The 26,265-nt window shown below is 71.2% G+C and carries 23 protein-coding genes; 10 read left to right on the top strand and 13 right to left on the bottom strand.

The genetic code is table 11. The annotated features are described in order from the left end of the window. Window positions 1-4 precede the first annotated feature (4 nt). From ACFO6Q_RS01600 to ACFO6Q_RS01565, 8 genes are all read right to left on the bottom strand, one after another. A complete protein-coding gene (locus ACFO6Q_RS01600; protein ID WP_380018731.1) occupies window positions 5-412 on the bottom strand; it encodes a hypothetical protein in 408 nt (135 codons plus the stop codon). Between the two features lie 36 nt (window positions 413-448). Beyond that, entirely contained in the window at window positions 449-757 is a 309-nt protein-coding gene (locus tag ACFO6Q_RS01595; protein ID WP_380018730.1) for a hypothetical protein, read from the bottom strand. 123 nt (window positions 758-880) lie between these two features. Further along, on the bottom strand, window positions 881-1,579 hold the full coding sequence (locus ACFO6Q_RS01590) for a helix-turn-helix transcriptional regulator (RefSeq protein WP_380018729.1): 699 nt from the start codon (window positions 1,577-1,579) through the stop codon (window positions 881-883). Between the two features lie 68 nt (window positions 1,580-1,647). Continuing rightward, entirely contained in the window at window positions 1,648-1,776 is a 129-nt protein-coding gene (locus ACFO6Q_RS01585; protein ID WP_380018728.1) for a hypothetical protein, read from the bottom strand. Window positions 1,777-1,811: 35 nt separating this feature from the next. Next, entirely contained in the window at window positions 1,812-2,216 is a 405-nt protein-coding gene (locus ACFO6Q_RS01580; protein WP_380018727.1) for a GFA family protein, read from the bottom strand. A gap of 21 nt (window positions 2,217-2,237) precedes the next feature. Then, complete coding sequence (locus ACFO6Q_RS01575; RefSeq protein WP_380018726.1) at window positions 2,238-2,990, bottom strand: NIPSNAP family protein; 753 nt, start codon at window positions 2,988-2,990, stop codon at window positions 2,238-2,240. After that, window positions 2,987-3,556 (bottom strand): hypothetical protein, encoded by a 570-nt coding sequence (locus ACFO6Q_RS01570; protein WP_380018725.1) that lies wholly within the window; start codon window positions 3,554-3,556, stop codon window positions 2,987-2,989. The genes ACFO6Q_RS01575 and ACFO6Q_RS01570 overlap by 4 nt, the downstream gene beginning before the upstream one ends. Continuing rightward, window positions 3,553-3,927 (bottom strand): VOC family protein, encoded by a 375-nt coding sequence (locus ACFO6Q_RS01565; protein WP_380018724.1) that lies wholly within the window; start codon window positions 3,925-3,927, stop codon window positions 3,553-3,555. The genes ACFO6Q_RS01570 and ACFO6Q_RS01565 overlap by 4 nt, the downstream gene beginning before the upstream one ends. Before the next feature lie 209 nt (window positions 3,928-4,136). Here ACFO6Q_RS01565 and ACFO6Q_RS01560 point away from each other — a divergent pair, with 209 nt between their 5' ends. The 6 genes from ACFO6Q_RS01560 to ACFO6Q_RS01535 all read left to right on the top strand — a co-directional run bounded on the left by ACFO6Q_RS01560 (window position 4,137) and on the right by ACFO6Q_RS01535 (window position 10,383). Beyond that, on the top strand, window positions 4,137-5,165 hold the full coding sequence (locus tag ACFO6Q_RS01560) for a class 1 fructose-bisphosphatase (RefSeq protein ID WP_380018723.1): 1,029 nt from the start codon (window positions 4,137-4,139) through the stop codon (window positions 5,163-5,165). Further along, window positions 5,162-5,887, top strand: a complete 726-nt coding sequence (locus ACFO6Q_RS01555) for a 2OG-Fe(II) oxygenase (RefSeq protein WP_380018722.1) — start codon at window positions 5,162-5,164, stop codon at window positions 5,885-5,887. The genes ACFO6Q_RS01560 and ACFO6Q_RS01555 overlap by 4 nt, the downstream gene beginning before the upstream one ends. Before the next feature lie 74 nt (window positions 5,888-5,961). Beyond that, window positions 5,962-7,149, top strand: a complete 1,188-nt coding sequence (locus ACFO6Q_RS01550; RefSeq protein ID WP_380018721.1) for a hypothetical protein — start codon at window positions 5,962-5,964, stop codon at window positions 7,147-7,149. Window positions 7,150-7,211: 62 nt separating this feature from the next. After that, entirely contained in the window at window positions 7,212-8,555 is a 1,344-nt protein-coding gene (locus ACFO6Q_RS01545) for a M28 family metallopeptidase (protein ID WP_380018720.1), read from the top strand. Between the two features lie 72 nt (window positions 8,556-8,627). Further along, window positions 8,628-9,248 (top strand): TIGR00645 family protein, encoded by a 621-nt coding sequence (locus ACFO6Q_RS01540; RefSeq protein ID WP_380018719.1) that lies wholly within the window; start codon window positions 8,628-8,630, stop codon window positions 9,246-9,248. A 109-nt stretch (window positions 9,249-9,357) separates the two neighbouring features. Then, window positions 9,358-10,383 (top strand): aldo/keto reductase, encoded by a 1,026-nt coding sequence (locus ACFO6Q_RS01535; protein ID WP_380018718.1) that lies wholly within the window; start codon window positions 9,358-9,360, stop codon window positions 10,381-10,383. Window positions 10,384-10,392: 9 nt separating this feature from the next. On the opposite strand, the gene ACFO6Q_RS01530 is transcribed toward ACFO6Q_RS01535, so the two are convergent. After that, on the bottom strand, window positions 10,393-11,571 hold the full coding sequence (locus ACFO6Q_RS01530) for a delta-60 repeat domain-containing protein (RefSeq protein WP_380018717.1): 1,179 nt from the start codon (window positions 11,569-11,571) through the stop codon (window positions 10,393-10,395). 118 nt (window positions 11,572-11,689) lie between these two features. Between ACFO6Q_RS01530 and uvrD the strand changes: the two genes are divergently transcribed. From uvrD to wsfD, 3 genes are all read left to right on the top strand, one after another. Then, window positions 11,690-13,918, top strand: a complete 2,229-nt coding sequence (uvrD, locus tag ACFO6Q_RS01525) for a DNA helicase II (RefSeq protein ID WP_380018716.1) — start codon at window positions 11,690-11,692, stop codon at window positions 13,916-13,918. Between the two features lie 227 nt (window positions 13,919-14,145). After that, a complete protein-coding gene (locus ACFO6Q_RS01520) occupies window positions 14,146-20,355 on the top strand; it encodes a DUF3616 domain-containing protein (RefSeq protein ID WP_380018715.1) in 6,210 nt (2,069 codons plus the stop codon). Window positions 20,356-20,456: 101 nt separating this feature from the next. After that, entirely contained in the window at window positions 20,457-21,911 is a 1,455-nt protein-coding gene (gene wsfD, locus ACFO6Q_RS01515; RefSeq protein ID WP_380018714.1) for a glycan biosynthesis hexose transferase WsfD, read from the top strand. Between the two features lie 331 nt (window positions 21,912-22,242). On the opposite strand, the gene ACFO6Q_RS01510 is transcribed toward wsfD, so the two are convergent. Further along, window positions 22,243-23,157: an arginine deiminase-related protein gene (locus ACFO6Q_RS01510; RefSeq protein WP_380018713.1), complete on the bottom strand. Its 915-nt coding sequence runs from the start codon at window positions 23,155-23,157 to the stop codon at window positions 22,243-22,245. Next, complete coding sequence (locus tag ACFO6Q_RS01505) at window positions 23,157-23,744, bottom strand: DNA-3-methyladenine glycosylase I (protein WP_380018712.1); 588 nt, start codon at window positions 23,742-23,744, stop codon at window positions 23,157-23,159. The genes ACFO6Q_RS01510 and ACFO6Q_RS01505 overlap by 1 nt, the downstream gene beginning before the upstream one ends. Before the next feature lie 67 nt (window positions 23,745-23,811). Between ACFO6Q_RS01505 and ACFO6Q_RS01500 the strand changes: the two genes are divergently transcribed. Beyond that, complete coding sequence (locus ACFO6Q_RS01500; RefSeq protein ID WP_380018710.1) at window positions 23,812-24,693, top strand: DMT family transporter; 882 nt, start codon at window positions 23,812-23,814, stop codon at window positions 24,691-24,693. Between the two features lie 28 nt (window positions 24,694-24,721). Here the strand turns inward: ACFO6Q_RS01500 and ACFO6Q_RS01495 are convergent, their stop codons facing one another. Further along, window positions 24,722-25,171: a DUF2214 family protein gene (locus ACFO6Q_RS01495; RefSeq protein WP_380018709.1), complete on the bottom strand. Its 450-nt coding sequence runs from the start codon at window positions 25,169-25,171 to the stop codon at window positions 24,722-24,724. Between the two features lie 83 nt (window positions 25,172-25,254). Next, entirely contained in the window at window positions 25,255-26,220 is a 966-nt protein-coding gene (locus ACFO6Q_RS01490; protein ID WP_380018708.1) for a pyridoxal-phosphate dependent enzyme, read from the bottom strand. Between the last annotated feature and the right edge of the window lie 45 nt (window positions 26,221-26,265).

The raw sequence follows: 26,265 nt of genomic DNA, 5'->3' as shown, positions 1-26,265 counted from the left end.
CATCTCAAAGCTGCCGCGCGAGTTCGTCGGCTACCGCCTCGAATCCCTTGCGCAGGCCGGCGATCGCCTCCTTGCCGGCGGCTCTGACGGCGTCGAAGTCTTCGTAGGCATGCGAGGCATCCGGCGTGATCGTGATGCCGCCATTCGAGCCGGGAAAGACGGAGTTGTAGACAATCTGATCCGACATCAGGACGCGCTGGCCGTCTGCGGACACCAGACGGGCGATCAGCTCCACCGTAGGCCGGTACGGCGAACTGTCGCCGGCGCCGGCGGCGAGATAACCGGTGAACTGAAAGGCCAGATCGAGCTGCGCGTCGGCTTCGCTGTTCGCCTCGTAGCGCGAATGCAGACCCCAACGATCGCGGCGCACCTTGCTCTTGGGCGCTTCGATCAGTGCCGCGGGCCACAGCACGGAGCCTTCCTTCGCCTGCAGGGCTTGTGTCAGGCGTTAGCGAAAGACGGCGGCGTAGTCGAAGCCTTCGCTGCGGACCTGGGCACGCAACCAATCGGTCTTTGGCGCCTGATTCGCTTCGGCGATCAGAATCCCGACCAGGCCGAAGCTGTAGCCGGGGTTGTTCATGACGAAAGTCCGCATCTGACTTCCTTGCATCGGCAGGACTCGAATGCGCTTGACCGCGGCGTTCGCCTCGCGGTTGTAGGACTGACGCGGCAGCGAAGTGGCGCAACCGGAAAGAACGAAACAGATCGACAGCAAGATACCTGCGCAGATCATGCGCACAATCGTGAAACGTGACATGGATCCCTCCAATTTCCTCCCGTTTATGTATCAAGGCCGGTCGGAGGGGCGCAAGATCGTGTCCGGATGAACCCCGGAACAAATATGTAAGGGCTGGTTGCGGCCGCGTCGAAGAGGGCCGGCTCAGGCGTCGATCGTCTCGGCGTCGCCGCCGGCCGCGCGCAGGTAGGCGGCGAAGCCGCGTTCGGGCGTCTCGACGAAGATCTCGCCGGTCGCCTCGAAGGTGGCGATGCGGTCCGGGCGGAAGTTGCGGAAGTCCGCGCGCAGGCGGCACCAGGCGCCGAGCGTCCACACGCCGCCCCAGAACGCCAGGCACAGCGGCTCGATCGCGCGTGCGCTGGCGCGGCCGCCCTCGTCGCGATAGTCCAGCTGCAGCACGCGGTGCGCGGCGATCGCCTCGTGCAGGCGGTCGATCAGACCGGACTTCGCCTCGTACCAGCGCGCCGGCGCGAGGATGCGCGAGCGCGAGGCGCGCTGCTGCAGTTCCGGCGGCAGCACCGCCTCGATCTTCAGCAGGGCCGCCTGCGCGCCGTTGGCCAGGCGCTCGCCGGCGAACGCGCGGACGAAGCGCGTGCCGACGACCAGGGCCTCGAGTTCGTCGGCGTTGAACATCAGCGGCGGGATGTCCGAGCCCTTGCGCAGGACGTAGCCGACGCCGGCCTCGCCCTCGATCGGCACGCCGGAGAGCTGCAGGTCGGCGACGTCGCGGTAGACCGTGCGCAGCGAGACCGCCAGCGTCTGCGCCAGCTGGCGCGCCGGCAGGGCGGTGCGGCGGCCGCGCAGGGCGTGAATGATGAGGAACAGTCGGTCGGCGCGGCGCATCCGGGCATGATCGCGCGTGTCCGTCTCACGGGCAAAGACGTCGCCATCGCCTGCACGTCTGCGCGGTGTCAGGCGAGCAGCGACGAGGCGCGCTCGCCGTCCGGCGCGGGCGCGTGCGCCGAACCGGCGTGGATCAGCAGGTGGCGCGCGGCCAGCGGCAGGTAGGCGAGCATCAGCAGTCGCAGCAGGCGGGTCACGTTCGGTTCCTCCGTATCGGTCGGCGCGTGCGCCGTCACAGGTGCCGCGTCACGGTGGGCGGGTTCCACCAGTTGTCGTTGCGGCCGTCGGCGTACTGCACCGGCACCGCGGCGAGTTCGGCCGCGTCGACGCCGTCCAGGCAGGCGAGCTTGACCGAGACGAAGTCGCCGCCGATCTCCTGGATGTGGCCGCGGCCGAACGGACGCACGCCGCAGTGGCGGCAGAACAGGTGCTGGTTGCTGTGGGTGCCGAAGCGGTAGTCGCTGAGCTCGCCTTCGCCGGCGAGCAGGCGGAATTCGTGCGGCTTGACCAGCACGCCCCAGTTGCGCGACTTGGTGCAGATCGAGCAGTTGCACTTGTAGCTGTCGGCGGCGAGGTCCAGCTCGGCCTCGAAACGGACCGCGCCGCAATGGCAGCTGCCCTGATAGGTCTTCTTCATGTTCGGTTCCTCGGACGGAAGTCAGCCGCGCAGCCGCGAGCGTGCGGTCGGCGCCAGGCGCAGGATCTGCGGATCGGCGAGCGCGGCGCCGCCGGGGCATGGGGTGGTGGCGGACGGGAAGTCGCCGAAGTGGCGCTGCCAGTGCGCCTCGTCGTCGAAGCCGGCGAAACAGACGAACACGTTCTCGCCTTCGCGCACCGGCAGCGCCGGGAACGTGTTGGCGGCGTGCTCGCTGACGAAGCTGGCCAGCAGCGTCGCTCCAGCGTCGCGCAGAGGCGGCAGGACGCGGCGCTCGAACAGCTCGACGAAGTCCGCGCCGACGCGCAGCGGCAGCTGCCAGATCATCGCCACGACCAGCCCGCACGGCGGCGGCACGGCGCCGACCGCGGCCCGGCCCGCCGCGCCGAGCGCGAAGCCCGAATCCGGGCGCGCCGGGCGCAGCAGCAGCACGTCGTCGGAATCGACCATCGTCGCGTTCGCCGCCTCGCGATGCGTACGCCAGACCGGGCCGCCGTAGAACGTGGCCAGCGCCTGCGCCCGGCTTTCCATGTCGGCGAAGCCGCGCAGCCAGACGAAGCGGTCCGCATCGTCCAGTTCGCGGAACTGGCCGAGCAGGCGCATGCCGCAGGCCTCCTGCGATTCGACGAACTCGCGTTCGAACAGCTCGATCAGGGTGTCGCGGCGTCCCGGATGCAGGGTGTACCGGCGCAGTTCGACGACGGCGCAGGCTGCGGCCGCGTCGAGAGCGTTCGTGTGGTCGGCCAGCGCAGTCACATTTGTGCCTCCGTCGTCGCGATGCGCGTCATGCGCATGATCCAGTTGGTCTCCCAGGTCTCGCCCTCGTCGGTCGAGAACGCCTGCTGCCACAGCGCGCTGCGCGCGGTGATTTCGGACCACAGGAAGCGCACCCGCACCGGCCTGCCCTGGTGCACGTCGCGGCCGAAGAACGTGCCGACGCCGTCCTCGAAGCGGCCGACCACCGGCGGCTGCAGCACGCCGTCGCGATGGCTGGCCCAGTAGAGGCTCCATTCGCGGCGGGCGAGATCGAACAGTCGCAGCGTCATGCCGGTGAAACCGCCGTCCCAGTCGCTCTCGAAGTCGTCGATGTTGCCGACACCGCCGAGGATCGGCCGGCATTCCTGCGTCGCCTCGAAGCGTTCCCACTCGGTCGAGCCGACGAGGCGCTCTTTCAGCCGCTCGTTGGCGACGTGCCAGCGGCCGAACCAGAAGTCGAAGTCGCGCGAGCCGTCGTGCCCGGCCTGCGCCGGCCCCGATCGGAAATCCTCCGCCCGCTCGCGCCGTGCGCCGTCGGCCGCGGACCTCAGCGGAGGCCCGCTCATACCGGCGACCACAGGCCGACGCGGTTGCCTTCGCAGTCGCGGAACTGCGCGTAGTAGCCCATGCCCTCGGGCAGGGCCGTGCGCGGCACGATGGTGTCGCCACCGTGCCGGTTCGCGCGTTCGAGCGCGGGGACCAGATCGGTGACGCTGAGGTAGACCACGCTGCCCTGCACGGACGGCTCGCAGTCGTCCTGCGCGATCAGCGCGCCGCTCGCGTTCGGCTTGCCGCCGTAGGGGAACATCGCCAGCACGGTGCCGCCGAGGTCCTCGCGCACGAGGCGGATGCCGAGCACGGTTTCATAGAAGGCCTGTGCGCGGTCCAGATCGCCGGTCGGGATCTCGAACCAGGCCGGCACGTTCGGATTCAACATGGAACACACTCCCGCAAGTGCGTGATTTGCACGCCGGGCAGTGTGGCGGGGGCATGCTGCCAACCTGGTGTCAGCAGCTTGGCGTACGCGGGTGGCGCATGCCGCGCGCAGGCGCCTGGGCGGCTACGCGCCGGGCGACGCCGTTGCGGGCTGGCGCGGTCGCGGGTCAGCCGCGACAATGCGCGTCCTTCGCCCGCGGAGATTTCTAAATGTCGTCGACGCCGCTACCCGGCCGCATCTCGCTGAGCCGTTTCCTGATCGAGCAGCAGCGCGAGAAAGGCCATCTCAACGCCGACCTGCGCCTGCTGATCGAGGTCGTCGCGCGCGCCTGCAAGCGCATCTCGATCGCGGTCGGCAAGGGTGCGCTCGGCGGCGCGCTCGGCAGCGCCGGCACGCAGAACGTGCAGGGCGAGACGCAGAAGAAGCTCGACGTGGTCTCCAACGAGCTGCTGCTGGAGGCCAACGAGTGGGGCGGCCACCTCGCCGCGCTGGCATCGGAGGAGATGGACGACCCGCATCCGATCCCGCACCGCTATCCGAAGGGCGAGTACCTGCTGGTGTTCGATCCGCTCGACGGCTCCTCCAACATCGACGTGAACATCTCGGTCGGCACCATCTTCTCGGTGCTGCGCTGCCCGGACGGCATCAAGGATCCGGACGAATCGTCGTTCCTGCAGCCGGGCACGCGGCAGGTCGCGGCCGGCTACGCGGTGTACGGATCGAGCACGGTGCTGGTGCTCACGCTCGGCGACGGCGTGCACCAGTTCACGCTCGATCGCGAGTACGGCGACTTCCCGCTGACGCAGTCGGACCTGCGCATTCCGGAGGACACCTCCGAGTTCGCCATCAACATGTCGAACATGCGCCACTGGGAAGCGCCGATGCGGCGCTACATCGACGAGCTGCTGGCCGGCAGGACCGGCCCGCGCGGGCGCGACTTCAACATGCGCTGGGTCGCCTCGATGGTCGCCGACGTGCACCGCATCCTGACCCGCGGCGGCATCTTCATCTATCCGCGCGACCTGAAGGATCCGTCCAAGCCCGGCAAGCTGCGCCTGATGTACGAGGCCAATCCGATGGCGATGATCGTCGAGCAGGCCGGCGGGGCGGCGACCACCGGGCTGGAGCGCATCCTCGACGTGCAGCCGACCGCGCTGCACCAGCGTGTGCCGGTGTTCCTCGGCTCGAAGAACGAGGTCGAGCGCGTGACCGCCTACCATCGCGAGGCCGCCGCGTGAGCGCGCAGGCCGCCGGCGCGGACTTCGTCGAAGTCTACGAAGGCGCGCTCGACGCCGGTGTTTGCGGCCAGCTGATCGACGCGTTCGAGGCCAGCGGCAAGCTCGCGCGCGGCGCGACTGCCGGCGGCGTCAACACGCAGCTGAAGGACAGCTGGGACCTCAACATCAGCGCGCACGCCGAGTGGAGCCAGGTGGTCACGCTGCTCAACACGGCGATGCTGCGCGGCCTGATGGCGTACGTGCGCAAGTACACCTATCTCGCGCTGGCGCCGACCGTGCTGTACCGCAAGCGTGCCGACGGCCAGACCGCGATGCTCGGCGTCGACGACGTGCGCGCGATGAGCGACGCCGAGCTGCAGCGGCTGGTCACCCAGCTGTTCCGTCCCGGCGGCATCAACCTGCAGCGCTACTTCGCCGACGAGGGCGGCTATCCGTACTGGCACAGCGAGATCTCGCCGAAGGTCGACAGCGACGACAACCTGCATCGCGTGCTGCTGTGGACGATCTACCTCAACGACGCCTTCGACGAAGGCGAGACCGAGTTCCTGTACCAGCAGCGCAGGATCGTGCCGCGCACCGGCTCGCTGCTGCTGGCTCCGGCCGGCTTCACGCACACGCACCGCGGCAACAAGCCGAAGAACGGCAACAAGTACATCGCCACGTCGTGGGTGCTGTTCCAGCGCGCCGCACAGCTGTACGCCGATCCGACCGCGCCGCGCTGAGCCGTGCGCGCGGCGTCGCGTTTCTCGAAGAATATGGTAAAAGTGGAAACAATCACTTTTCAGGAAACGCCCCGATGGCCCCGAGTCTGTTCCTCGCGGCGCCGCTGCTGGCGGCACTGATCGGCGCCGCCGCCCCGGCGGCGGCCGCGGACTGCGCCGCCACCGGCATCGCCGTGCGCGGCGAACCCTTCGCGATCACCACCGCCGAGGCGTACGGCACAGCCGCGGCGTGGAACCCCGATCGCGGCGAGTATCTGGTGATCTGGCATCTCTACGCGGACGGCGAGCACCGGCTGCGCGCCCGCCGCGTCGCGGCGGACGGCGCGCTGCTCGGCGAGGAGTTCGAGCTGGCGCACGACAGCAATGCGATCATCGATCCGGTCGTCGCGGCGGCGAGCGGGCACGATCGCTATCTGGTCGCATGGCAGACGCAGAACGTGCCGTTCAACGGCGCGCGCGCGCAACTGCTCGACGGCGACGGCAGCGCGCGCGGCGACGTGTTCGTGGTCGGCGAGGCCGGCGCCGAGCCGGCCCTGGTCTACGGCGCGGCGAACGGCAAGTTCCTGTTCAGCGGCCGCGGCCTGGGCGTGCTTGCGCAATGGATCGGCGTGGAAGGCACGCTCGACGGCGGCGTGCTGACGCTGGCGGGCGATGACGATCCCGTCGCGGCGCCGAACGGCTCGCTGGCGATCAACGCGAGCGGCCAGGCGCTGGCGCTGTGGCGCGACCAGGAGAACGACCAGCTGGTCGGCCGGCGCGCCTCCGAGGCCGCCGCGGTCGGCGGCATCGTGTCCTATGCGGACGAGTTTCCGGCCAGCGGCACGGCGGCGCTGCTGGACTATCGCGTGGCCGACGACCGCTACGTTTCGCTGTACGGAAATTTCGACGAAACCGCGCTGCGCTGGTTCGGCGTCGACGCGGCCGGCGCGGGCACGACGCCGCAGACCGTCGCCGAAGGCGCCGGCCTGGTGGCCGCCGCCGTCGCCTACGACGAGGCCACGGCGTCTACGGCGCTGCTCTGGACCGCTCGCGGCGCCGAAGGCGGCGCGACGTTGTTCGGCCAGCTGCTGTCGCCGGCGGACGTGCTCGAAGGCACGCCGCAGGTGCTGTCGGAGGCGGTCTCGTCCGAGATCGCCGTGGCGCCCGCACGCGAACAGGGCGCGGCGCTGCTGGTCTGGGCCGATGCGGAGCAGGTTCGCGCCCGGCAGCTGGTCTACGGTTGCGTGCTGGCGGACGCGATCTTCGCCGACGGCTTCGATTGACCAGTCCCCGCACCGCGGCGCGGACGCTAGACTCGGGGACTCGCCGTTGCCGGACGTTCGCCGTGCCCCCTGTGCTTCCGCTGCTGTTCGCCCTTTCCGTGTCCGCCGCGCCGTCCGCCGAGCGCGCCGTGCTGGTCGACATCCACACCGCCGACGCCGCCGAAGTCGACGCGCTCAAGCGCGGTCGCGGCGTGCACTGGTGGCTCGAACTCGGCGACCGCCTGCTGCTCGCGGGCGAGATGACCGCCGAATCGTCGCTGCCGCGCTCCACGCCCGTGCTCGGCGAACTGTCGGACCTGCGCCTGGACGAGCTGGCGCTGCGTGCGGTCGGCTGCAACGAACAGGCGGACCCGCCGGGCGAGCTGCTCGCGCGCGGCGGCCGCTGGCAGCTGCGCCGTCTCGCCGCAGGCGAAGCGCTGCCGCACAGGGCCGATGCGCACGAACAGTGGCGCGCGGTCCGACCGAACGAAGTGATCGCGCGGCAGTACCGCCTGGATGCACCGGCCGGCGAGCCGCCGGATCCGGCCGTGCAGGAGGTCGTCGACCGCCTCGATACGCAGCGCTGGTTCGCCGACCTGACCGAGCTGGCTTCCTGGGACCGCTCCAGCTTCGGCACCACCGGGCTGTTCGCCGCGCGCGACTGGATCGGCCAGCAGTTCGCCGACCTCGGCCTGGAGGTCGAGACGCCGGATTTCCAGATGCCCGACGCGGATGGCGGCTCGATCACGCGCCAGAACGTGATCGGCCGCTGGACCGGCGCCGCGTTCCCGGACGAGTGGATCGTCGTCGGCGCGCACTACGATTCGCGCAACCAGTCCTTCAGTTCGGTGAACGACACGCCCGGCGCCGAGGACAACGCCAGCGGCTGCGCCGGCGTGATCGAGATGGCGCGCGCGCTGCTGCCGTCGCAGCCGCAGCGCACGATCGTGTTCATGTGCTACGCCGGCGAGGAGCAGGGGCTGTACGGCAGCCAGGCGCACGTCGACGCCCTGCAGGCCGCCGGCGATCTCGACAAGGTCAAGGCGGTGATCGTGATGGACATGATCGGCTACAGCGCCAACTCCCGGCTCAACGCCGACTACGAGAGCTACTCGCAGACCTATCTGAACCGCTTCGGCGCGGCCGCGGCCACCTATGCGCCGGAACTGGACGTCGTGCTCAGCCTCAATCCGTTCGGCTCCGACCACGTGCCGTACCTGGACGCCGGCAAGCAGGCCGCGCTCGGCATCGAGTCGGACTACGACGCCTATCCGTACTACCACGACAGCGGCGACACCCCGGACCACATCGGCCCGCACGCGCAGGCGATGGGCGGCGCGATCCTGAAGACCAACGCCGCGGTGCTGGCCGAACTGGCCGGCACGTCCGCGGTGACCGACCGGGTGTTCGCCGACGGCTTCGACTGAACACGCGGTCATGCGCGCTGCACGCGCGCCGTTTAGAATCGCGCATTCCCCGATTTCCATGGCGCAATCCGCATGTCGCGAACCCCGTCCCCGATGTCGCCGCTGCCGGCGCTGATCTTCTCCTCACGCTGGCTGCAGCTGCCGCTCTACCTCGGCCTGATCATCGCGCAGGGCGTGTACGTGGTGCTGTTCGTCAAGGAGCTGTGGCACCTGATCCACGGCGCCGCCAGCCTCGGCGAGCAGGAGATCATGCTGATCGTGCTCGGCCTGATCGACGTCGTCATGATCTCGAACCTGCTGGTCATGGTCATCGTCGGCGGCTACGAGACCTTCGTCTCGCGCCTGCGCCTGGAAGGCCATCCGGACCAGCCCGAGTGGCTCAGCCACGTCAACGCCTCGGTGCTGAAGGTCAAGCTGGCGATGGCGATCATCGGCATCAGCTCGATCCACCTGCTGAAGACCTTCATCGCCGCCGGCACGCTGGAAGGCCTGCCGTTCTGCACGCCGGAGCAGATGGCCGCGATCAAGGACGTCACCACCGTCTCGCCGCACTGCAACCGGCTCACGCCGACCGGCGTGCTGTGGCAGACGATCATCCACTGCGTCTTCATCCTGTCGGCGATCGGCATCGCCTGGACCGATCGCCTGATGAACGGCACCGGCGCGCGCGGCAAGAGTGCCGAAGCGCACTGAGACGTGAACGCTTCTTCATCCTCGCGCCGCCGTTCGCGCCGGCGCGAGGCTTGAATCGGCGCCGCGGCCGCCCCAGTCAGGCTTCCCGAACTTCTCGAGGAACGCGACGATGGAATACCGTCAACTGGGTGCCTCCGGCCTCAACGTGCCGGTGCTGAGCTTCGGCACCGGCACCTTCGGCGGCAAGGGCGAACTCTTCTCGGCCTGGGGTGCGACCGACGTCGCCGAGGCGCGCCGGCTGGTCGACCTGTGCCTGGACGCCGGCGTCACGATGTTCGACACCGCCGACATCTATTCGCGCGGCGCTTCCGAGTCGATCCTCGGCGAGGCGATCAAGGGCCGCCGCGACAAGGTGCTGATCTCGACCAAGGCCACCTTCCGCTTCGACGACGAGCCCAACGCCGTCGGCTCCTCGCGCTTCCATCTGCTGCGCAGCGTTGACGAGCAGCTGCGCCGTCTCGGCACCGATTACATCGACCTGTTCCAGCTGCACGGCTTCGACGCGAAGACGCCGGTCGAGGAGACGCTGTCCACGCTCGACACGCTCGTGCGCGCCGGCAAGATCCGCTACACCGGCGTGTCCAACTTCTCCGGCTGGCACCTGATGAAGTCGCTGGCCGCCGCGGATCGCTACGGCTATCCGCGCTACGTCGCCAACCAGACCTACTATTCCCTGATCGGCCGCGACTACGAGTGGGAACTGATGCCGCTCGGTCTCGACCAGGGCGTCGGCGCGGTCGTGTGGAGCCCGCTCGGCTGGGGCCGCCTCACCGGCAAGCTGCGCCGCGGCCAGCCGCTGCCGTCGACCAGCCGCCTGCACACGACCGCCGACTACGGCCCGCCGGTGGAGGACGAATACCTCTACCGCGTCGTCGACGCGCTCGACGAGATCGCCGCGCAGACCGGCAGGAGCATTCCGCAGATCGCGCTGAACTGGCTGCTGCAGCGGCCGACCGTCGCCACCGTGGTGGTCGGCGCGCGCAACGAGGAGCAGCTGAAACAGAACCTCGGCGCGATCGGCTGGAACCTGACGGCGGACCAGGTCGCGCGGCTGGACGCGGCCAGCGCGAAGACGCTCGCGTATCCCTACTGGCACCAGCGCGGCTTCGCCGAGCGCAATCCGCCGCCGGTCTGAGCCGGCGGATCAGTCGAAGCCGTCGGCATAGATCGCGTCGTCGCGCAGGCGTGCGGCGAAGCCGCGCGGCGCGCCGTCCAGCGCGGTGAACACGCCGCCGACCAGGCTGATCCCGCCCGGCTGCGCGAGCACGGCGTTGAAGCCCGGCGTGTACTGCGGATGGGTGGCGGCCGGCGGCAGGAACGTCGCGTCGAGGCTGCCGTCCGCGTTCACCCGGGCCAGGTTCTTGCGCGGCTGGCCGCCGACGCTGCCGAACGAGCCGCAGAACAGCACCTTGCCGTCGGCCTGCCGCGCGAGCGCGGCGACGCCGGCGGTCTGGCTGACGTGCGGCTGGAACGAATCATCGACCGAGCCGTCGGCGTCGAGGCGCACCAGGCTCAGCGCCGGGCTGCCGAACGAGCCGCCGACCAGGATGCGCCCGTCCGGCTGCAGCGCCAGCGCGTTGACGGCTTCGCCCGGGTTGTAGAACGGCGCGCCGAAGCCGCCGTCGAGGCGGCCGTCGGCCTCCAGCCGGATCAGATGGCCCTCGAGCGCGCCGCCGACGCGCGTGAAGATTCCGCCGACGAGGATGCGGCCGTCCGCCTGCACGGCGACCGCCTTGACGTAGCCGTCGAGGGTCACGGCGAAATCCTCGTCGAGGCGGCCGTCGGCGTGCAGGCGCGCGAGGTTGCTGCGCGGTTGTCCGTTCACCGCGTCGAACTGTCCGCCGATCAGCAGCTTGCCGTCGGCCTGGCGCGCGACGGCGAAGACCGCGGCGGAGCTGCTGCGGCTGACCACCGGCGAGAACGCTGCGTCGAGGCTGCCGTCGGCGTTGACGCGCGCGATGCGCGCGCGCGGCTGGCCGTGCACCTGCGCGAACCAGCCGGCGAGCACGATCTTCGCGTCGGGCTGCACCAGCAGCGCGCTGACGATGCCGTCCGCGCCCGGATCGAAGCCGGCATCGAGGTTTCCGTCCGGCCGGAAGCGCGCGATGCGCGCGCGCGCCTGTCCGCCGGCCTGGGTGAACTGTCCGCCGACCAGCAGCCTGCCGTCGGCCTGCGCGGCGAGCGCGTAGACCGAATCGTTGGCGCGCGGATCGAAGGAATCGAGCGTCGGCCCGGCCTGCGCGGCGGCCGGGATCAGGCAGGCCAGTCCCAGCAGCAGCCGGCCGGCGCGCGTGGCGAAACGTGCAATCGTGCGGAAGGGCATCGCGAAGTCTCCGTGGGGTTCGATCCCACAGGCGCAAAGCGAGGCGCGGATGTCGCACGCGGCGAGCGATGCGTGCGAAGACGGACGGAATCGCGCACCCGCCCGCTACAATGACGCGATGGATGTTTCCCACCTCGTCGACGGACTCAATCCGGCGCAACGCGAAGCCGTGGCCGCGCCGGCCGGACACTACCTCGTGCTCGCCGGCGCGGGCTCGGGCAAGACGCGCGTGCTGACGCACCGCATCGGCTGGCTGCTGGAGGTCGAGCGCGTCCCGCCGTGGTCGGTGCTCGCGGTCACCTTCACCAACAAGGCCGCCGGCGAGATGCGCGGCCGCGCCGAGAACCTGATCGCCGGCGGCGCGCGCGGCCTCACCATCGGCACCTTCCACGGCATCGCGCACCGCCTGCTGCGCCGGCACTTCCGCGAGGCGCGGCTGCCCGAGACGTTCCAGATCCTCGACGCCGACGACCAGCAGCGCCTGGTCAAGCGCACCATCCAGGGCATGGGGCTGGACGAGGCGCGCTTTCCGCCGCGGCAGGCGACCTGGTTCATCAACTCGGCCAAGGACGAGGGCAAGCGGCCGGACGCGCTGGAAGCGGGCTACCGCTCCGACAGCCACGTGCTGATCGACATCTACCGCGCCTACGAAGCCGCCTGCCAGCGCTCGGGCCTGGTCGATTTCGCCGAGCTGCTGCTGCGCGCGCACGAGCTGTGGCTGCACAACGACGCGCTGCTGGCGCACTACCGCGAGCGCTTCCGGCATCTGCTGATCGACGAGTTCCAGGACACCAACACCTTGCAGTACGCGTGGATCCGCGTGCTCGCCGGCAGCACCGGGCACGTGTTCGTGGTCGGCGACGACGACCAGGCGATCTACGGCTGGCGCGGCGCGCGCGTGGAGAACGTGCAGCACTTCCTGCGCGACTTCCCCAGCGCCAAGACGATCCGCCTGGAGCAGAACTACCGTTCCACCGGCAACATCCTCGCCGCCGCCAACGCGGTCATCGCGCACAACCCGGACCGCCTGGGCAAGCAGCTGTGGACGTCCGGCGAGGCCGGCGCCGCGATCGAGCTGTACGCGGCCTACAACGAGCAGGACGAGGCGCGCTACGTCGTCGAGCGCATCCGCGAACACCTGCGCGAAGGCGCGCGCGCGTCCGACGTGGCGATCCTGTACCGCTCCAACGCGCAGTCGCGCAACTTCGAAGAACAGCTGATCCAGCACGACGTCGCCTACCGCGTGTACGGCGGCCTGCGCTACTTCGACCGGGCCGAGATCAAGGACGCGCTGGCGTACCTGCGCCTGGTCGCCAACCGCCACGACGACGCGGCCTTCGAGCGCGCGGTCAACACGCCGCCGCGCGGCATCGGCGAACGCACGCTCGACGGCTTGCGTCAGCGCGCGCGGCGCGATTCGTCCTCGCTGTGGGAGGCGGCGCTGGCGGAACTGGGCGCGGGGGCGCTGGCCGCGCGCGCGAAGAACGCGCTGCGCGGCTTCCTGGAGCTGATCGAAGCCCTGGCGCGCGAATGTCTCGATGAGCCGGGAACCGGGAATGGAGAATCGGCAATCGCGGAAGCGGACGTTTCCGATTCCCGACCTCTCTCCGAACAGATCGAGCGCGCCCTGGCGCATTCGGGCCTGCGCGACTTCTACGAGAAGGACAGCCGTGGCAGCGCCGAATCGCGCGTGGAAAACCTCGACGAACTGGTCAACGTCGCGGCGCGCTTCCGGCGCACGCCGGAGGACGTCGAGGCGGGCCTGTCGGAACTGGCCGCGTTCCTCGCCCACGCCGCGCTCGAGGCCGGCGAGGGGCAGGGCGAGGCCTGGCAGGACTGCGTGCAGCTGATGACCCTGCACTCGGCCAAGGGCCTGGAGTTTCCGCTGGTGTTCCTGGTCGGCCTCGAGGACGGCCTGTTCCCGAGCCAGAAGTCGACCGAGGAGCCCGGCCGCCTCGAAGAAGAACGGCGTCTGGCCTACGTCGGCATCACGCGCGCGCGCGATCGCCTGGTGCTGAGCTACGCCGAGTCGCGCCGCCTGCACGGGGTGGAGTCGTACGCGCGGCCGTCGCGTTTCCTCAACGAGATCCCGGCCGAACTGCTGCACGAGGTGCGGCCGCGCGTGCAGGTCAGCCGCCCGGCCTTCGCCGGCCGCGTCGTCTCCGCCGCCGTCCCGGACACCGCCGCGCCGTTCAAGCTCGGCCAGCGCGTGCGGCACGCGAGCTTCGGCGAGGGCATCGTGCTCAGCTACGAGGGCGCCGGCGCGCACACGCTGGTCGAGGTCAACTTCGCCGACGCCGGGCGCAAGCGCCTGGTGCTGGCCTACGCCAATCTGGCGGCGCTGTAGGCGGTCCCGGCGAAGGCTGCGGCTGCGCCGAGCGCGTCGCCATCAGGCGCGATCTGGACTATCGTCCGCCCCGCGTCCGGGCACCCGGCGCCGCCTCTGAGCCGGCGGCGCCGGACATCGGCAGTGTGATGGCTGTCACGCCGAAGTCATGGGCGCCCCCTACGCTTTTTGATTGAATTCGGGGCCGCACGCTGCGGGTCCGTGCGTCGTCATCTGGAGAGCACTTCATGAAGGTCCATCGTTTCGCCCGGATCGCCCGGGCCGGAGCCTGTCTGCTTTCGCTCGGCCTGTGGCCGGCCTTCGCCGCGGCGGCGGCCGATCACGTGGTGATCAGCCAGGTCTACGGCGGCGGCGGCAGCGGTGCGCCGGTCACCTACAAGCGCGACTACGTCGAGCTGTTCAATCCGACCACGTCCGCGGTGAGCCTGGCCGGCTGGTCGCTGCAGTACGGCTCGGCCACCGGCACCGGCAACTGGTCCGTGCACACGCTGCCGGCCTCGCTGTCGATCGGCCCCGGCCAGTACCTGCTGATCGAGGAAGGCGGCGGCACCGCCGGCGCCGACCTGCCCACGCCCGACGTCACCGGCGGACCGCTGAACCTCAGCGCCACCACCGGCAAGGTCTCCCTGGTCAGCGCGACTGCCGCGCTGTCGGGCGCCTGCCCGACGGCCGGCGTGGTCGACCGCGTCGGCTACGGCAGCGCGAACTGCTCCGAAGGCGGCGCGGCGACGCCGGTGCTGACCAAGGAAAGCGGCGCGGTGCGCAAGGAAGCCGGCTGCGCCGACACCGACAACAACGCGGCCGACTTCGACGTCGTCGGCAACCCGGTGCCGCGCAACGGTGCCAGCCCGGTGCACAGCTGCGTCACCAGCATCGGCGGCCGCCTGCGCATCACCGAGTTCATGTACCAGGGCGCCAACGGCGAATTCGTCGAATTCACCAACGTCGGCGACCAGCCGGTCGACCTCGCCGGCTGGAGCTTCAGCGACAGCGCGCGCGCACCCGGTGCGGTACCGCTCGGCGCCTACGGCGTGGTCCAGGCCGGCGAGTCGGTGATCCTGACGGAGACCCCGGCGGCCGACTTCCGCACGGCCTGGGGCCTGTGCAGCGGCGTCAAGGTCATCGGCGGCAACACCGTCAACCTCAGCCGCGGCGACGAGATCAATCTCTACGACGCGAGCCAAGGCCAGATCGACCGCCTGACCTTCGGCGACAACGTCGCCGGCGTCGGCGGACCGCGCACGCAGAACGTCAGCGCATGGCCGTCCGCGGCCGCGCTCGGCCAGAACCAGATCACCGGCTGGACCCTGTCGGCCGCCGGCAACGCCGAAAACGCGCAGGCTTCCAGCGGCGGCGACGTCGCCAGCCCGGGCCACAGTGCGCACGCGATCGTCGCCTTCGACCCGTGCTTCGTCGATCCGGCCACGCCGCAGGTGGCGGTCGACGCGACGGCCACCTCGCCGTTCCTCGACCTGGCCGCCGCCACCGAAGGCGCCGCCAGCGGCGTCATCGACGACCCGACCGATCCGGCCGCCGTCGACGGCATCGCCTTCGCCTTCGCCGCCCCCGGCGGCGACGCGAACGCGCTGACGATCGCGGCGGCGAGCAGCAACGCGGCGGTGGTCGACGCCGCCGGCTTGCAGCTCTCCGGCAGCGGCGCGCAGCGCCTGCTGAAGATCGTTCCGCACGGCGTCGGCTACGCCACCATCACCGTCAGCGCGACCGATGCGAGCCAGCGCACCGGCACCTACACGATCCGCTACGCCGCCTCCGCCGCGGCGCCGTCGCCGGCCGACACGGTGTTCCTGACCGGCGCCAGCGACGCCTCGGCGACGGTCGCCGTCGACGCGCAGCACATGTTCGTCGCCGACGACGAGACCAACGTCCTGCGCCTGTACCGCCGCGACCGCTCGGGACTGCCGCTGGCCGGCTTCGACTTCAGCTCTAGCCTGAACCTGACCGACCTGGAGAACCCGGAGCTGGACATCGAAGGTTCCGCGCGCGCCGGCGACCGCGTGTTCTGGACCGGTTCGTTCAGCAACTCCAAGAGCTTCCACGTGCGTCCGAACCGCCACCGCGTGTTCGCCACCGACGTCACCGGCAGCGGCGCGTCGGCGACGCTGAGCTACGCCGGTCGCTACGACTGGCTGCTCGAGGACATGGTCGCCTGGGACCAGGGCAACGGCCACGGCCTCGGCGCGAACTACCTCGGCTTCGCCGACAGCAGCGCCGACGGCGTCGACTCGAAGGCGAAGGACGGCTTCAACGTCGAGGGCCTGGCGATCGCGCCGGACGGCACCACCGGCTACCTCGCGTTCCGCGCGCCGCAGCTGCCGACCACCGCGCGCCAGCAGGCGCTGATCGTGCCGGTGCGCGACTTCGACGCGCTGGTCACCGGCGCCGCCCCCGGCTCGCTGCCGCAGGGCTCGGCCGTGTTCGACGCGCCGATCTTCCTCGACCTCGGCGGCCGCGGCATCCGCAGCCTGGACCGCAACGAGGCCGGCCAGTACGTCATCACCGCCGGCGCGGCCGGCGACACCGGCGCGGCGCCGGACGACTTCCGCCTGTACGCCTGGACCGGCCATGCCGCCGACGCGCCGGTGGCGCTGGCGACCGACCTGACCGCGCAGGACATCGCCGGCGGCAGCTTCGAGTCGCTGGTCGAACTGCCGTCCGTGCTCGGCACCGGCACGATCCTGCAGGCCCTGCTCGATAACGGCGACAGCGTCTGGTACGGCGACGGCATCATCGCCAAGGACCTCGCCGAGCCGCGCTTCCGGAAGGCGGCCAGCGTACGCGTCGTCGCCGACATCGGCTTCCCGGCGAACACGGTGGCGACCAGCGACGGCACGCCGCAGAGCGCGGCGGTGAACCAGCCGTTCGCGGCGCCGCTGGTGGCGCGCGTGACCGACTCGTTCGGCAACGGCATCGCCGGCGTCAGCGTCGGCTTCGCCGCCCCGGGCAGCGGCGCCAGCGCGGCGCTGTCCTCCGTCACCGCGGTCACCGGTGCGGACGGTCGCGCCAGCGTGACGGCGACGGCGAACGCTACCGCCGGCAGCTACGCCGTGGTCGCCAGCGTCTCCGGCGCCGCGTCGACCGCCTCGTTCGCGCTGACCAACACCGGCGGCACCACGCCGGGCGCCGATCACGTGGTGATCAGCCAGGTCTACGGCGGCGGCGGCGCGACGAGCCTGCCGGCGGCGTACAAGAAGGACTACATCGAGCTGTACAACCCGACCGCGCAGGCGGTCGACATCGGCGGCTGGTCGCTGCAGTACGCCTCGGCCACCGGCACCGGCAACTGGTTCCCGCACGTGCTGCCGGCCGGCCTGTCGATCGCGCCGGGCCAGTACCTGCTGATCGAGGAAGGCGGCGGCACCGTCGGCGGCGATTTCCCGCTGACGCCGGACGTCGCCGGCGGCCCGCTGAACCTGTCGCAGTCCAACGGCAAGATCGCGCTGGCGAACTCGGCGACGGCGCTGTCCGGCGCCTGCCCGAGCGCCGGCGTGGTCGACCAGGTCGGCTACGGCACGGCGAACTGCTTCGAGGGCGCGGCCGCGACCGCGGCGCTGGGCAAGGAAATCGGCGCCGTGCGCAAGGGCGACGGCTGCACCGACAGCGACGACAACGCCGCCGACTTCGACATCGTCACCAACCCGGTGCCGCGCAACGGCTCCAGCCCGCTGCACTTCTGCGACGGCTCGGGCGGTCCGCTCACGCTGTCGGTCGGCGACGTCGCGGTCACCGCGCCGACCGCCGGCACCGTGCCGGCGGAGTTCACCGTCACGCTCAGCCGCGCCGCGGACAGCGACGTGCACTTCGATCTCGCCACCGTCGACGGCACCGCCGTGGCCGGTGTCGACTACGTGGCCGCTGCGCAGACCGGTGCGACGATCACCGCCGGCGGCACGACCTTCCAGTTCGTCGTGCAGGTCAACGCCAACAACACGCCCGGTGCGCCGAAGACCTTCAAGCTGCGTGTCGACAACATCAGCGGCGGCGACGTCACCACCACCGAGGCGGAGGGCACCGCCACGATCGCCAACTCGACCGGCCGCGTGCCGATCGGCGCGATCCAGGGTGACGGCGCGCATCCGGCGATGCTCGGTCAGCCGGCCTCGTTCTCCGGCACCGTCACCGCGATCGGCGCGGGCGGCTACTTCGTGCAGGACGGCGGCGACGGCAATCCGCTGACCTCCGACGCGGTGTTCGTCTACGGCGGAGTGCCGGCCACGCTCGCGGTCGGCGACACCGTCGACGTCAGCGGCACGGTGGCCGAGTTCTACGGCCTCACCGAAGTCACGAGCGCGACGACCACCGTCACCGGCACCGGCACGCTGCCGGTGGCGATCACGCTCGACGCGACCACGCCGTCGCCCGATCCGGAGCATCCGCGCTGCGAAGGCGGCAGCTTCGGCGCCGGCGACAGCGTCGCCGTGCGCAACTGGCGCTGCCTGCAGAGCATGCGCGTGACGGTCGCGGACGCCGCGATCAGTGCGCCGAACTTCCGCTCCAGCTCGCAGCCGCTCAGCGAAGCGTTCGCCTACGTCGCCAGCCAGCCGCGCCCGTTCCGCGGTCCCGGCCTGCCCTACGGCACGCAGGCGCCGTCGCCGCCGCCGGGCTACGACCCGCCGATCTGGGACGCCGTGCCGTACGTGTTCGGCATCGACACCAGTCACTTGATGACCGCGCAGGCCTTCAGCGGCGGCATGCACTTCAGCGCCACCGGCGTGATGGGCTTCGACTTCGGCATCGGCATCCTGTGGCCGACCGAGTTGGCGATCACCGACGACGGCCCGGACTATCCGGTGGCGGTGCCGGCGGCCCCGGCCGGCGCGCTGACGATCGGCTCGCAGAACATGCTGCGCCTGTTCAACGACGTGCACGACTCGGGCAGCATCGACGCCTGCGCCGACACCGATCCGGGTTCGTCCGACGTCTGCCCGACCAGCGAGCAGTTCCAGGTCCGCCTGAAGAAGCTGTCCAGGCAGGTGCGCGAAGTGCTCGGCGCGCCGGCCGTGCTCGGCACGCAGGAGATCGAGAACCTCGCCGCGCTGCAGGCGCTCGCCGACCAGATCCACGCCGACGACGCGAGCCTGACCTATCACGCGTATCTGGAGGAAGGCAACGACGTCGGCGGCATCGACGTCGGCGTGCTGGTGCGCAGCGACGTGACCGTCAACGCGGTGACCCAGCTGCGCAAGACCGAGACCACCGACACTGGCTGCAGCTCGAGCAATCCGCCGCCGTGCCTGCTCAACGATCGTCCGCCGCTGCTGCTGGACGCCAGCTTCGCCGGCGAGCGCTTCGCCGTGCTGGTCATCCACAATCGCTCGCTGAGCAGCGTGGAGACGCAGGGCTACGTGCGCGCCAAGCGTCTCGCGCAGGCGATGTCGGTCGCGCGCATCGCGCAGGCCTGGCAGACCGGCGATTCGGCGTCCGTGCCCGGCGCGGCCGCCGGCGTGCCGCTGGCCATCGTCGGCGACTACAACGCGTTCGAGTTCACCGACGGCTACGTCGACGTCACCGGCATCATCCGCGGCACCGCGGTGGAGTCGGAAAACCTGCTGTGGGACGCGAGCCTGCCGATCGTCGATCCGCCGCTGTTCGACGCCGGCACCACGGTGGCCGACGACCAGCGCTACTCGTTCTCCTACGACGGCTACGCGCAGGACCTCGACCACGGCCTGGTCACCGCCGACCTGCAGGCGCGCCTGCTGTGGATGGGCATCGCGCGCGGCAACTCCGACGTGCCCGCCGGCGGCCCGGACGCGACCGATGCGACCACCGCGCGCCGCAGCGCCGACCACGACGGCTTCGTCATGGCCTTCGCCGGCGCCGCGCCGACGACCTGGACGGTGACGCCGTCGGTGTCCGGCGGCCACGGCCAGATCGATCCGTCGGTGGCGCAGACGGTGGCCGACGGCGCCACGACGAGCTTCACGCTGACCGCCGATCCGGGCTACCACGTCGACGTCGTCGGCGGCACCTGCCCGGCCGGCGCGCTCGCCGGCGACGTCTACACGACCGGCGCGATCGTCGCCGACTGCACGGTCACGGCGAGCTTCGCCGCGAACGTCGCCGCCGCGGTCGCGGTGGACTCGGGCGATACGCAGAGCGCGATCGTCGGCCAGGCGTTCGCCGCGCCGCTGGTGGTGCGCGTGACCGACGCCGGCGGCCTGCCGGTCGCCGGTGCCACGGTGACCTTCACCGCTCCGGCCAGCGGCGCCAGCGCCGTGCTCGCGGCGGCCAGCGCGACCACCGACGCCGACGGCAAGGCCAGCGTCACGGCCACCGCCAACGGCGTCGCCGGCTCGTACACGGTGCAGGCCGGCGTGGCCGGCGTGGCCGCTCCGGCCACGTTCCAGCTGAGCAACCTCGAAGATCCGGGCGACGTGATCTTCCGCGACGGCTTCGACGCGACCCAGCCCGACTGAGCGGTGTGACGAGGCGGGAAGCCGGACGGCTTCCCGCCCGTCGCCGCACAAGACCGCGGCACGCTCTAGACTCCGCGCAAGACACGACGACGCAGAGCCCGGTGCACCGACGCGCGCGACACCCCCTCGTTTCGATCCTGCTGGTGCTGTTCTGGCTCGCCGGCATGCTGCGCGCGTTCGTGCTGTGGTCGCACGATCCGCTGTACGCCTACGCCAACAGCTACGACCAGACGCGCTACACGAACTGCTTCCATTTCTATCCCGACCGTCCGGCCGCGATCCCGCCGCAGCAGAACAGCCCGCAGGCGCCGTTCTCGGACTACCGCTTCGTCGCCACCGGCGACCCGATGTGCTACTGGTCGAGCGAGCTGGCCTTCACCGGCGCCACCGCGCTGATCTGGAAGACCGCACAGGCCTTGGGCAGCGGCGAGGTGCACGACGTGCGCTGGGTCGGCGCGCTGCGCTGGCTCGCCGTGCTGGCGCTGTCGATCGCGCTGTCGCTGGCCTGGCTGCGCCGCGGCGACGCGCGCGCGGCGCTGGCCAACGCCGCGCTGCTGCCGCTGCTGTTCGCCGACCCCGGCAACACGCTGTACCTCAACACGTTCTACGCGGAATGGACCGCCCTGCTGGCGGTGTACGCGCTGTTCTCGCTGGTGCTGCTGTGGCGCGACGCGCCGCGCGGCGGCCTGCGCTTCGGGCTGATCGCCGCCGCCGCGTTCCTGCTCGCCACGAGCAAGATCCAGCACCTGCTGCTGCCGTCGACGCTCGCCGTCGTCGTGCTCGCGCTCGATCGCTTTCGCCTGGGCCGCTTCGGCTGGCGCGGCGCGGCGCTGGCCGCCGGCGCGCTCGCCGGCTTCGCCGTGCAGTTCGTCCAGCTGCAGCGCGAGGGCGCGATGATGGACGCGATCGACCAGTACAACCGCGCCGACGTGGTCTTCACCGCGCTGCTGCCGTTCGCCGACGACCGCGCCGCGCTGCTGACCGAGCTGGGCATCGATCCGGCCTGCGCGATCTACAGCGCGCACCATGCCTGGGAATTTCCGGACCTGCCCGAGAACGTCTGCCACGGGCTGTCGGAGTTCTCGCGCCGCGACGAGCTGGCCACGCTGCTGCGCCACCCCGGCATCACGCTGCGCCTGGTGGTGCATGGCGTGCTCGGCCTGGATCCGTGGATCGCCAAGAACCTGGGCCAGGTCGAAGGCGGCGATTTCGCGGTGATGCCGGCGGCGCAGGCCAGTCTCGGCCGCGCGCTGCACGCCTGGCCGGCGCTGCAGCTCGGCCTGCTGGCGATTGCGCCGCTCGCCCTGCTCGTGCTGCTGCGCCGGCCCGGCCTGCGGCGCGGTTCGCGCGCGCTCGATCACGTCGCGCTGACGGTCGCGACGATGCTGGCGACGCTGGCGATCACCGTGCTCGGCGACGGGCTGGCCGACGTCGCCAAGCAGGGCCACCTCGTCGTCAACGCGGCGCTCGCATTGGTCCTGGCGGCCGTCGTCGCCAGCCTCGTGCGCGTGCGCGAGGAACCGCCGCGCCACGGCATGAGCGTCCTGTCGCGCTGACGGGGTGCTCGAACGACGCCGTTCCCGCGAATGCGGGAATGCCATGGCGGGCGCCGCCGGAAAAGCGAAATGGATTCCCGCTTTCGCGGGAATGACGTCGTCAACGTGGCGTTCGCCCGGGTCTTTGCGGCCGTCGTCGCCAGCCTCGTGTGCGTGCGCGAGGAAGCGTGGCGCTGGTGTCTCGTTCGCGCGAATGACCGGAATCGATGTCATCCCCGCGAACGCGGGGATCCATTGGCTTTCCCGAGGCGTAAGGCATGGGATTCCCGCGTTCGCGGGAATGACGTACGCGGTATCGGTGGGGCGTCGTAGCGCTACCGACGACTCGCCGCTAGAAAATCTCCGCGACGCAGCAGCGCAGGCTGCCGCCGGCCTTCTCGATCTCGTCCAGCTCGACCTCGCCGAGGGCGAAGCCGTGCCGCGCGATCGTCGCGCGCTGCTGCGGCGACAGCGACGCGGCAGCGACGGCGCTCAGCCACGCGCGCGTCGGTGCCAGCGCGATCGCGTTGCCGGCGAAGGCGCGCTTGTGCGCGTCGCCCAGGTGCACCGCGTCGCCGTAGGCCTGCGCGATCGCCGCCGGCACGGCCGCGTCGCGGAAGCCGTCGGCGGCGAGCAGCGGCAGGCGTCCGGCCAGCAGCGCGAAGACGACGTTGGTGTGGTATTCGCCGTCGGCCAGCGCGAAGCAGAACGTGAGGCCGAGCCCGAAGGCCTCGTGCATCGCGCGCGCGCCGGCCTCGTCGCAGCGTTCGGACAGGCCGCAGTAGCCGATGCCGCGTGCGCGGTCGATGACCAGCGCGCCGGTCAGCTCGGCGACGAGGTCGGTGCGTGGCGACAGGTCGGTCTGCGCGTAGCCGAGCACGTCGCGGAAGAACCCGCGCACGTCGGTGCGCGCCGCTTCGCGCCGGCGCACCGCATGGCGCATGCGGCCGACGATCAGGCGCCCGCGCGTGGTGGCGAACACGTTGTTCGGAAACAGCCCGTCCGGGCAGGCCGGGTCGCCGGGAAACGTCAGCACCGGCACGTCCTCGCCCAGGCGGCGCGCGAGTTCGGCGTGCTGGCGTGCCGCGCGAGCGAGGTCGAGCGCCGGTGCCGCCGCCATGTAGCGGTTGTCCTGCGCCGATTCCGAGGCGAGGTCCGCGCTCGCCGGCGCGACCAGGAACGCACCGCGCGCGGTCGCCGCGTGGCGGACCGGAAAGCGCCCGCTGCCGAACGCGGCGAGGAATTCGCGCGGCCCGGTGACGAACATCAGCGCGCCGCCGCGCGCAGGCACTCGCGATGACGGAAACACTCGACCAGATGGTCGTTGACCATGCCGGTCGCCTGCATGAAGGCGTAGCAGATCGTCGAGCCGACGAAGCGGAAGCCGCGCCGGCGCAGCTCCTTGCTCATGCGGTCGGACAGCGGTGTGGTGGCCGGCACCTCGCCGACCGCGTGCCAGCGGTTCTGCAGCGGTGCGCCGTCGACGAACGACCACAGGTACGCCTCGAGGCTGCCGAACTCGTCGATCGCCGCGAGCGCCGCGCGCGCGTTGTCGCGCACCGAGGTGATCTTCAGCCGGTTGCGGATCAGGCCGGCGTCGGTGAGCAGCTTCTCGATGCGCGCGTCGGTGAGGCGGGCGCAGCGCGCGATGTCGAAGCCGTCGAAGGCGCGCCGGTAGTTCTCGCGCTTCTCCAGCACGGTGCGCCACGACAGTCCGGCCTGCGCGCCTTCCAGGCACAGGAACTCGAACAGCGCGCGATCCTCGCGCAGCGGCACGCCCCATTCGCCGTCGTGATAGGCCTGCATCTTCTCGTTCTCGCCGCGGGCCCAGCTGCAGCGCGTCTTCTCGGTCATGGCGTGCTCCTCGTGGCGCGTATCATACGGAGCCCGCCGTCCGCCGACGCGTTTCGCCTGCGTGCCCATGTCCGTTTCCACCGAGCGCCGCGGCGCCCTGCTCGTGCTGCTGCTGCCGATCCTGGTCTGGAGCTACAACTGGATCGTCATGAAGCAGGTGCTGGCCTGGATCGGCCCGTTCGATTTTTCGGCGCTGCGTTTCGCCATCGGCGTGCTGGTGCTGATCGCGCTGATGCTCGTGCGCGGCGAATCGCTCAGGCCGCCGCCGCTGGGTCAGGTCGTGCTGATCGGGCTGGCGCAGACCGCCGGTTTCCAGGCACTGGTGCAGTGGGCGCTGGTCGACGGCGCCGCCGGCCGCACCGCGCTGCTCGCCTACACGATGCCGTTCTGGGTGGTGCCGCTGGCGTGGTGGCTGCTCGCCGACCGGCCCGGCCCGCGCCAGTGGTTCAGCCTCGCCGTCGCCGCGCTCGGCCTGATCTTCGTGCTGGAGCCGTGGCGCGGGCTCGGCGGCGCCGGCAGCGCCGCGCTGGCGATCGGCGGCGGGCTATGCTGGGCGCTCGGCACGGTGCTGTCCAAGCGCCTGTTCCAGCGTGGCGGCATCAGCGCGCTGTCGCTGACGACCTGGCAGATGGCGGTCGGCGCGCTGGCACTCGTGCTGCTGGCGCTGTTCACGCACGAAAGGCCGATCGTCTGGTCGAACGAGCTGGTCGGCGCGCTCGCCTACAACGCGGTGCTCGCTTCCGGGGTGGCGTGGCTGCTGTGGTCGTGGGTGGTCGAACGGCTGCCCGCCAACGTGGTCGGCCTGTCGAGCCTGGCGGTGCCGATCGCCGGCATCGCGTTCGCCTGGGTCATGCTCGGCGAACGGCCGTCGCCGGCCGAGTGGATCGGCATCGCGCTGATCGCGGCGGCGCTGGCGATCGTCAACCTGCGCCGTCCGCGGGCGTCCTGAAACGTTCCGTCGCTGCGCGGCGGGGCGATCAGCGCAGGCCGCGCGCCATCACCACCGCGGCAAGCGGAATGAGCGCGAGCAGGTGCAGCTCGATCATCACGAACCGCCGCGCCCGGCGCCACTGTGCTTCGGGAACGCGCCAGGACGGGTCGGCGCGCCACGCGCGGCGCCAGCGCAGGAAGGCCAGTGTCGGGGCGATGGAAAGCAGGCCGACCAGCACGAACAGGCCGACCTTGGCGTGGAAGGCCGGATTGTGCGCGTAGAACGACCAGCCCTTGAGGCCGAACACCGCACGCGCGGCGCCGGTCAGCAGCACCAGCACGGCGAGGAGGCCATAGCCGGCGTCGGCGCTGGCCAGGCGCGGCACGTCGAGCGCGGCGGCGCCGGCGCGCAGCAGGGTCCATTCCTTGGCGAGGAACCAGATCATGGTGAAGATCGCGGCGAAATGCAGGTAGGCGAGGATCGCGTCGGTCCACATGGATCGGACTCCTTGGGCTCGCAGCGTCGTGCGAGGTGGGTGGAAAAGCGCAGTCGCGGATGGCGGCTCGTCGATTCGGGCGGTCAGGGACGCTCGCCGAAATACCGGTCCAGGTCGACGTTGCCGCCGGAGAGGATCACGCCGACGCGGCGGCCGGCGAAATGCCCGGGGTGGCCGAGGATCGCCGCCAGCGCGATCGCCGAGGACGGCTCGACGATCAGCTTCAGGCGTTCCCAGATCAGGCGCATCGCCGCCAGCGTGGCGGCATCGGCCACCGGCAGCACGTTCACGGCGTATTTCTTCAGCAGGGCGAAGTTGATCGCGCCGAGCAGGCCGCGCAGGCCGTCGCAGACCGTGTCCGGCGCGAGTTCGGTGACGCGCTCGCCGCGGCGCAGCGACTCCCAGGCGTCGGCGGCGCCCTCGGGTTCGGCCGCATAAACGGCCATGCCCGGTGCCAGCGCGGCCGCCGCGATCGCGCTGCCGCCGATCAGCCCGCCGCCGCCGACCGGTGCGATCAGCGCGTCCAGCGGGCCGGTCTCGCGCAGCAGTTCGAGAGCCGCGGTGCCCTGGCCGGCGATCACGCGCGGATCGGCGTACGGATGGATCAGCGTCGCGCCGGTGTCGGCGCGTACCTTCTCGGCGGCCGCCTCGCGCGCGGCGATCGTCGGTGCGCAGCGGTGCAGGATCGCACCGGAGGCCTCGATCGCGGCGAGCTTGGATTTCACCGCGCCCTCCGGCACCACCACGTGCGCCGGGATGCCGCGTGTGCGCGCCGCCAGCGCGAGCGCCGCGCCGTGGTTGCCGGACGAGTGCGTCACCACGCCGCGCGCGGCGACCTCGTCGGACAGCGACCACACCGCGTTGCAGGCGCCGCGGAACTTGAACGCGCCGACACGCTGCAGGTTCTCGCACTTGAAGTGCAGTTCGGCGCCGGTCAGCGCGTCGAGCGAGCGCGAGCGCAGCACCGCAGTGCGCTGCGCGTGCGGCGCGATGCGCGCGGCGGCGGCCTCGACGTCGGCGAATTCGGGCAGGTCGGCGGATGGATTCACGGTGCGTGCACGGTTTCGCGAAAGGCGACGACGATACACGCGCGC

Source organism: Dokdonella ginsengisoli (assembly GCF_042652785.1).
GTDB lineage: Bacteria > Pseudomonadota > Gammaproteobacteria > Xanthomonadales > Rhodanobacteraceae > Dokdonella_A > Dokdonella_A ginsengisoli.
This window is presented reverse-complemented; position numbering and strand designations above follow the sequence as displayed.

Coding starts and splice junctions, on each gene's coding strand:
- ACFO6Q_RS01595 (WP_380018730.1), bottom strand. CDS start 757: ATGTCACGTTTCACGATTGTGCGCATGATCTGCGCAGGTATCTTGCTG.
- ACFO6Q_RS01590 (WP_380018729.1), bottom strand. CDS start 1,579: ATGCGCCGCGCCGACCGACTGTTCCTCATCATTCACGCCCTGCGCGGC.
- ACFO6Q_RS01580 (WP_380018727.1), bottom strand. CDS start 2,216: ATGAAGAAGACCTATCAGGGCAGCTGCCATTGCGGCGCGGTCCGTTTC.
- ACFO6Q_RS01570 (WP_380018725.1), bottom strand. CDS start 3,556: ATGAGCGGGCCTCCGCTGAGGTCCGCGGCCGACGGCGCACGGCGCGAG.
- ACFO6Q_RS01565 (WP_380018724.1), bottom strand. CDS start 3,927: ATGTTGAATCCGAACGTGCCGGCCTGGTTCGAGATCCCGACCGGCGAT.
- ACFO6Q_RS01560 (WP_380018723.1), top strand. CDS start 4,137: ATGTCGTCGACGCCGCTACCCGGCCGCATCTCGCTGAGCCGTTTCCTG.
- ACFO6Q_RS01550 (WP_380018721.1), top strand. CDS start 5,962: ATGGCCCCGAGTCTGTTCCTCGCGGCGCCGCTGCTGGCGGCACTGATC.
- ACFO6Q_RS01540 (WP_380018719.1), top strand. CDS start 8,628: ATGTCGCGAACCCCGTCCCCGATGTCGCCGCTGCCGGCGCTGATCTTC.
- ACFO6Q_RS01535 (WP_380018718.1), top strand. CDS start 9,358: ATGGAATACCGTCAACTGGGTGCCTCCGGCCTCAACGTGCCGGTGCTG.
- ACFO6Q_RS01530 (WP_380018717.1), bottom strand. CDS start 11,571: ATGCCCTTCCGCACGATTGCACGTTTCGCCACGCGCGCCGGCCGGCTG.
- uvrD (WP_380018716.1), top strand. CDS start 11,690: ATGGATGTTTCCCACCTCGTCGACGGACTCAATCCGGCGCAACGCGAA.
- ACFO6Q_RS01520 (WP_380018715.1), top strand. CDS start 14,146: ATGAAGGTCCATCGTTTCGCCCGGATCGCCCGGGCCGGAGCCTGTCTG.
- ACFO6Q_RS01510 (WP_380018713.1), bottom strand. CDS start 23,157: ATGTTCGTCACCGGGCCGCGCGAATTCCTCGCCGCGTTCGGCAGCGGG.
- ACFO6Q_RS01505 (WP_380018712.1), bottom strand. CDS start 23,744: ATGACCGAGAAGACGCGCTGCAGCTGGGCCCGCGGCGAGAACGAGAAG.
- ACFO6Q_RS01500 (WP_380018710.1), top strand. CDS start 23,812: ATGTCCGTTTCCACCGAGCGCCGCGGCGCCCTGCTCGTGCTGCTGCTG.
- ACFO6Q_RS01495 (WP_380018709.1), bottom strand. CDS start 25,171: ATGTGGACCGACGCGATCCTCGCCTACCTGCATTTCGCCGCGATCTTC.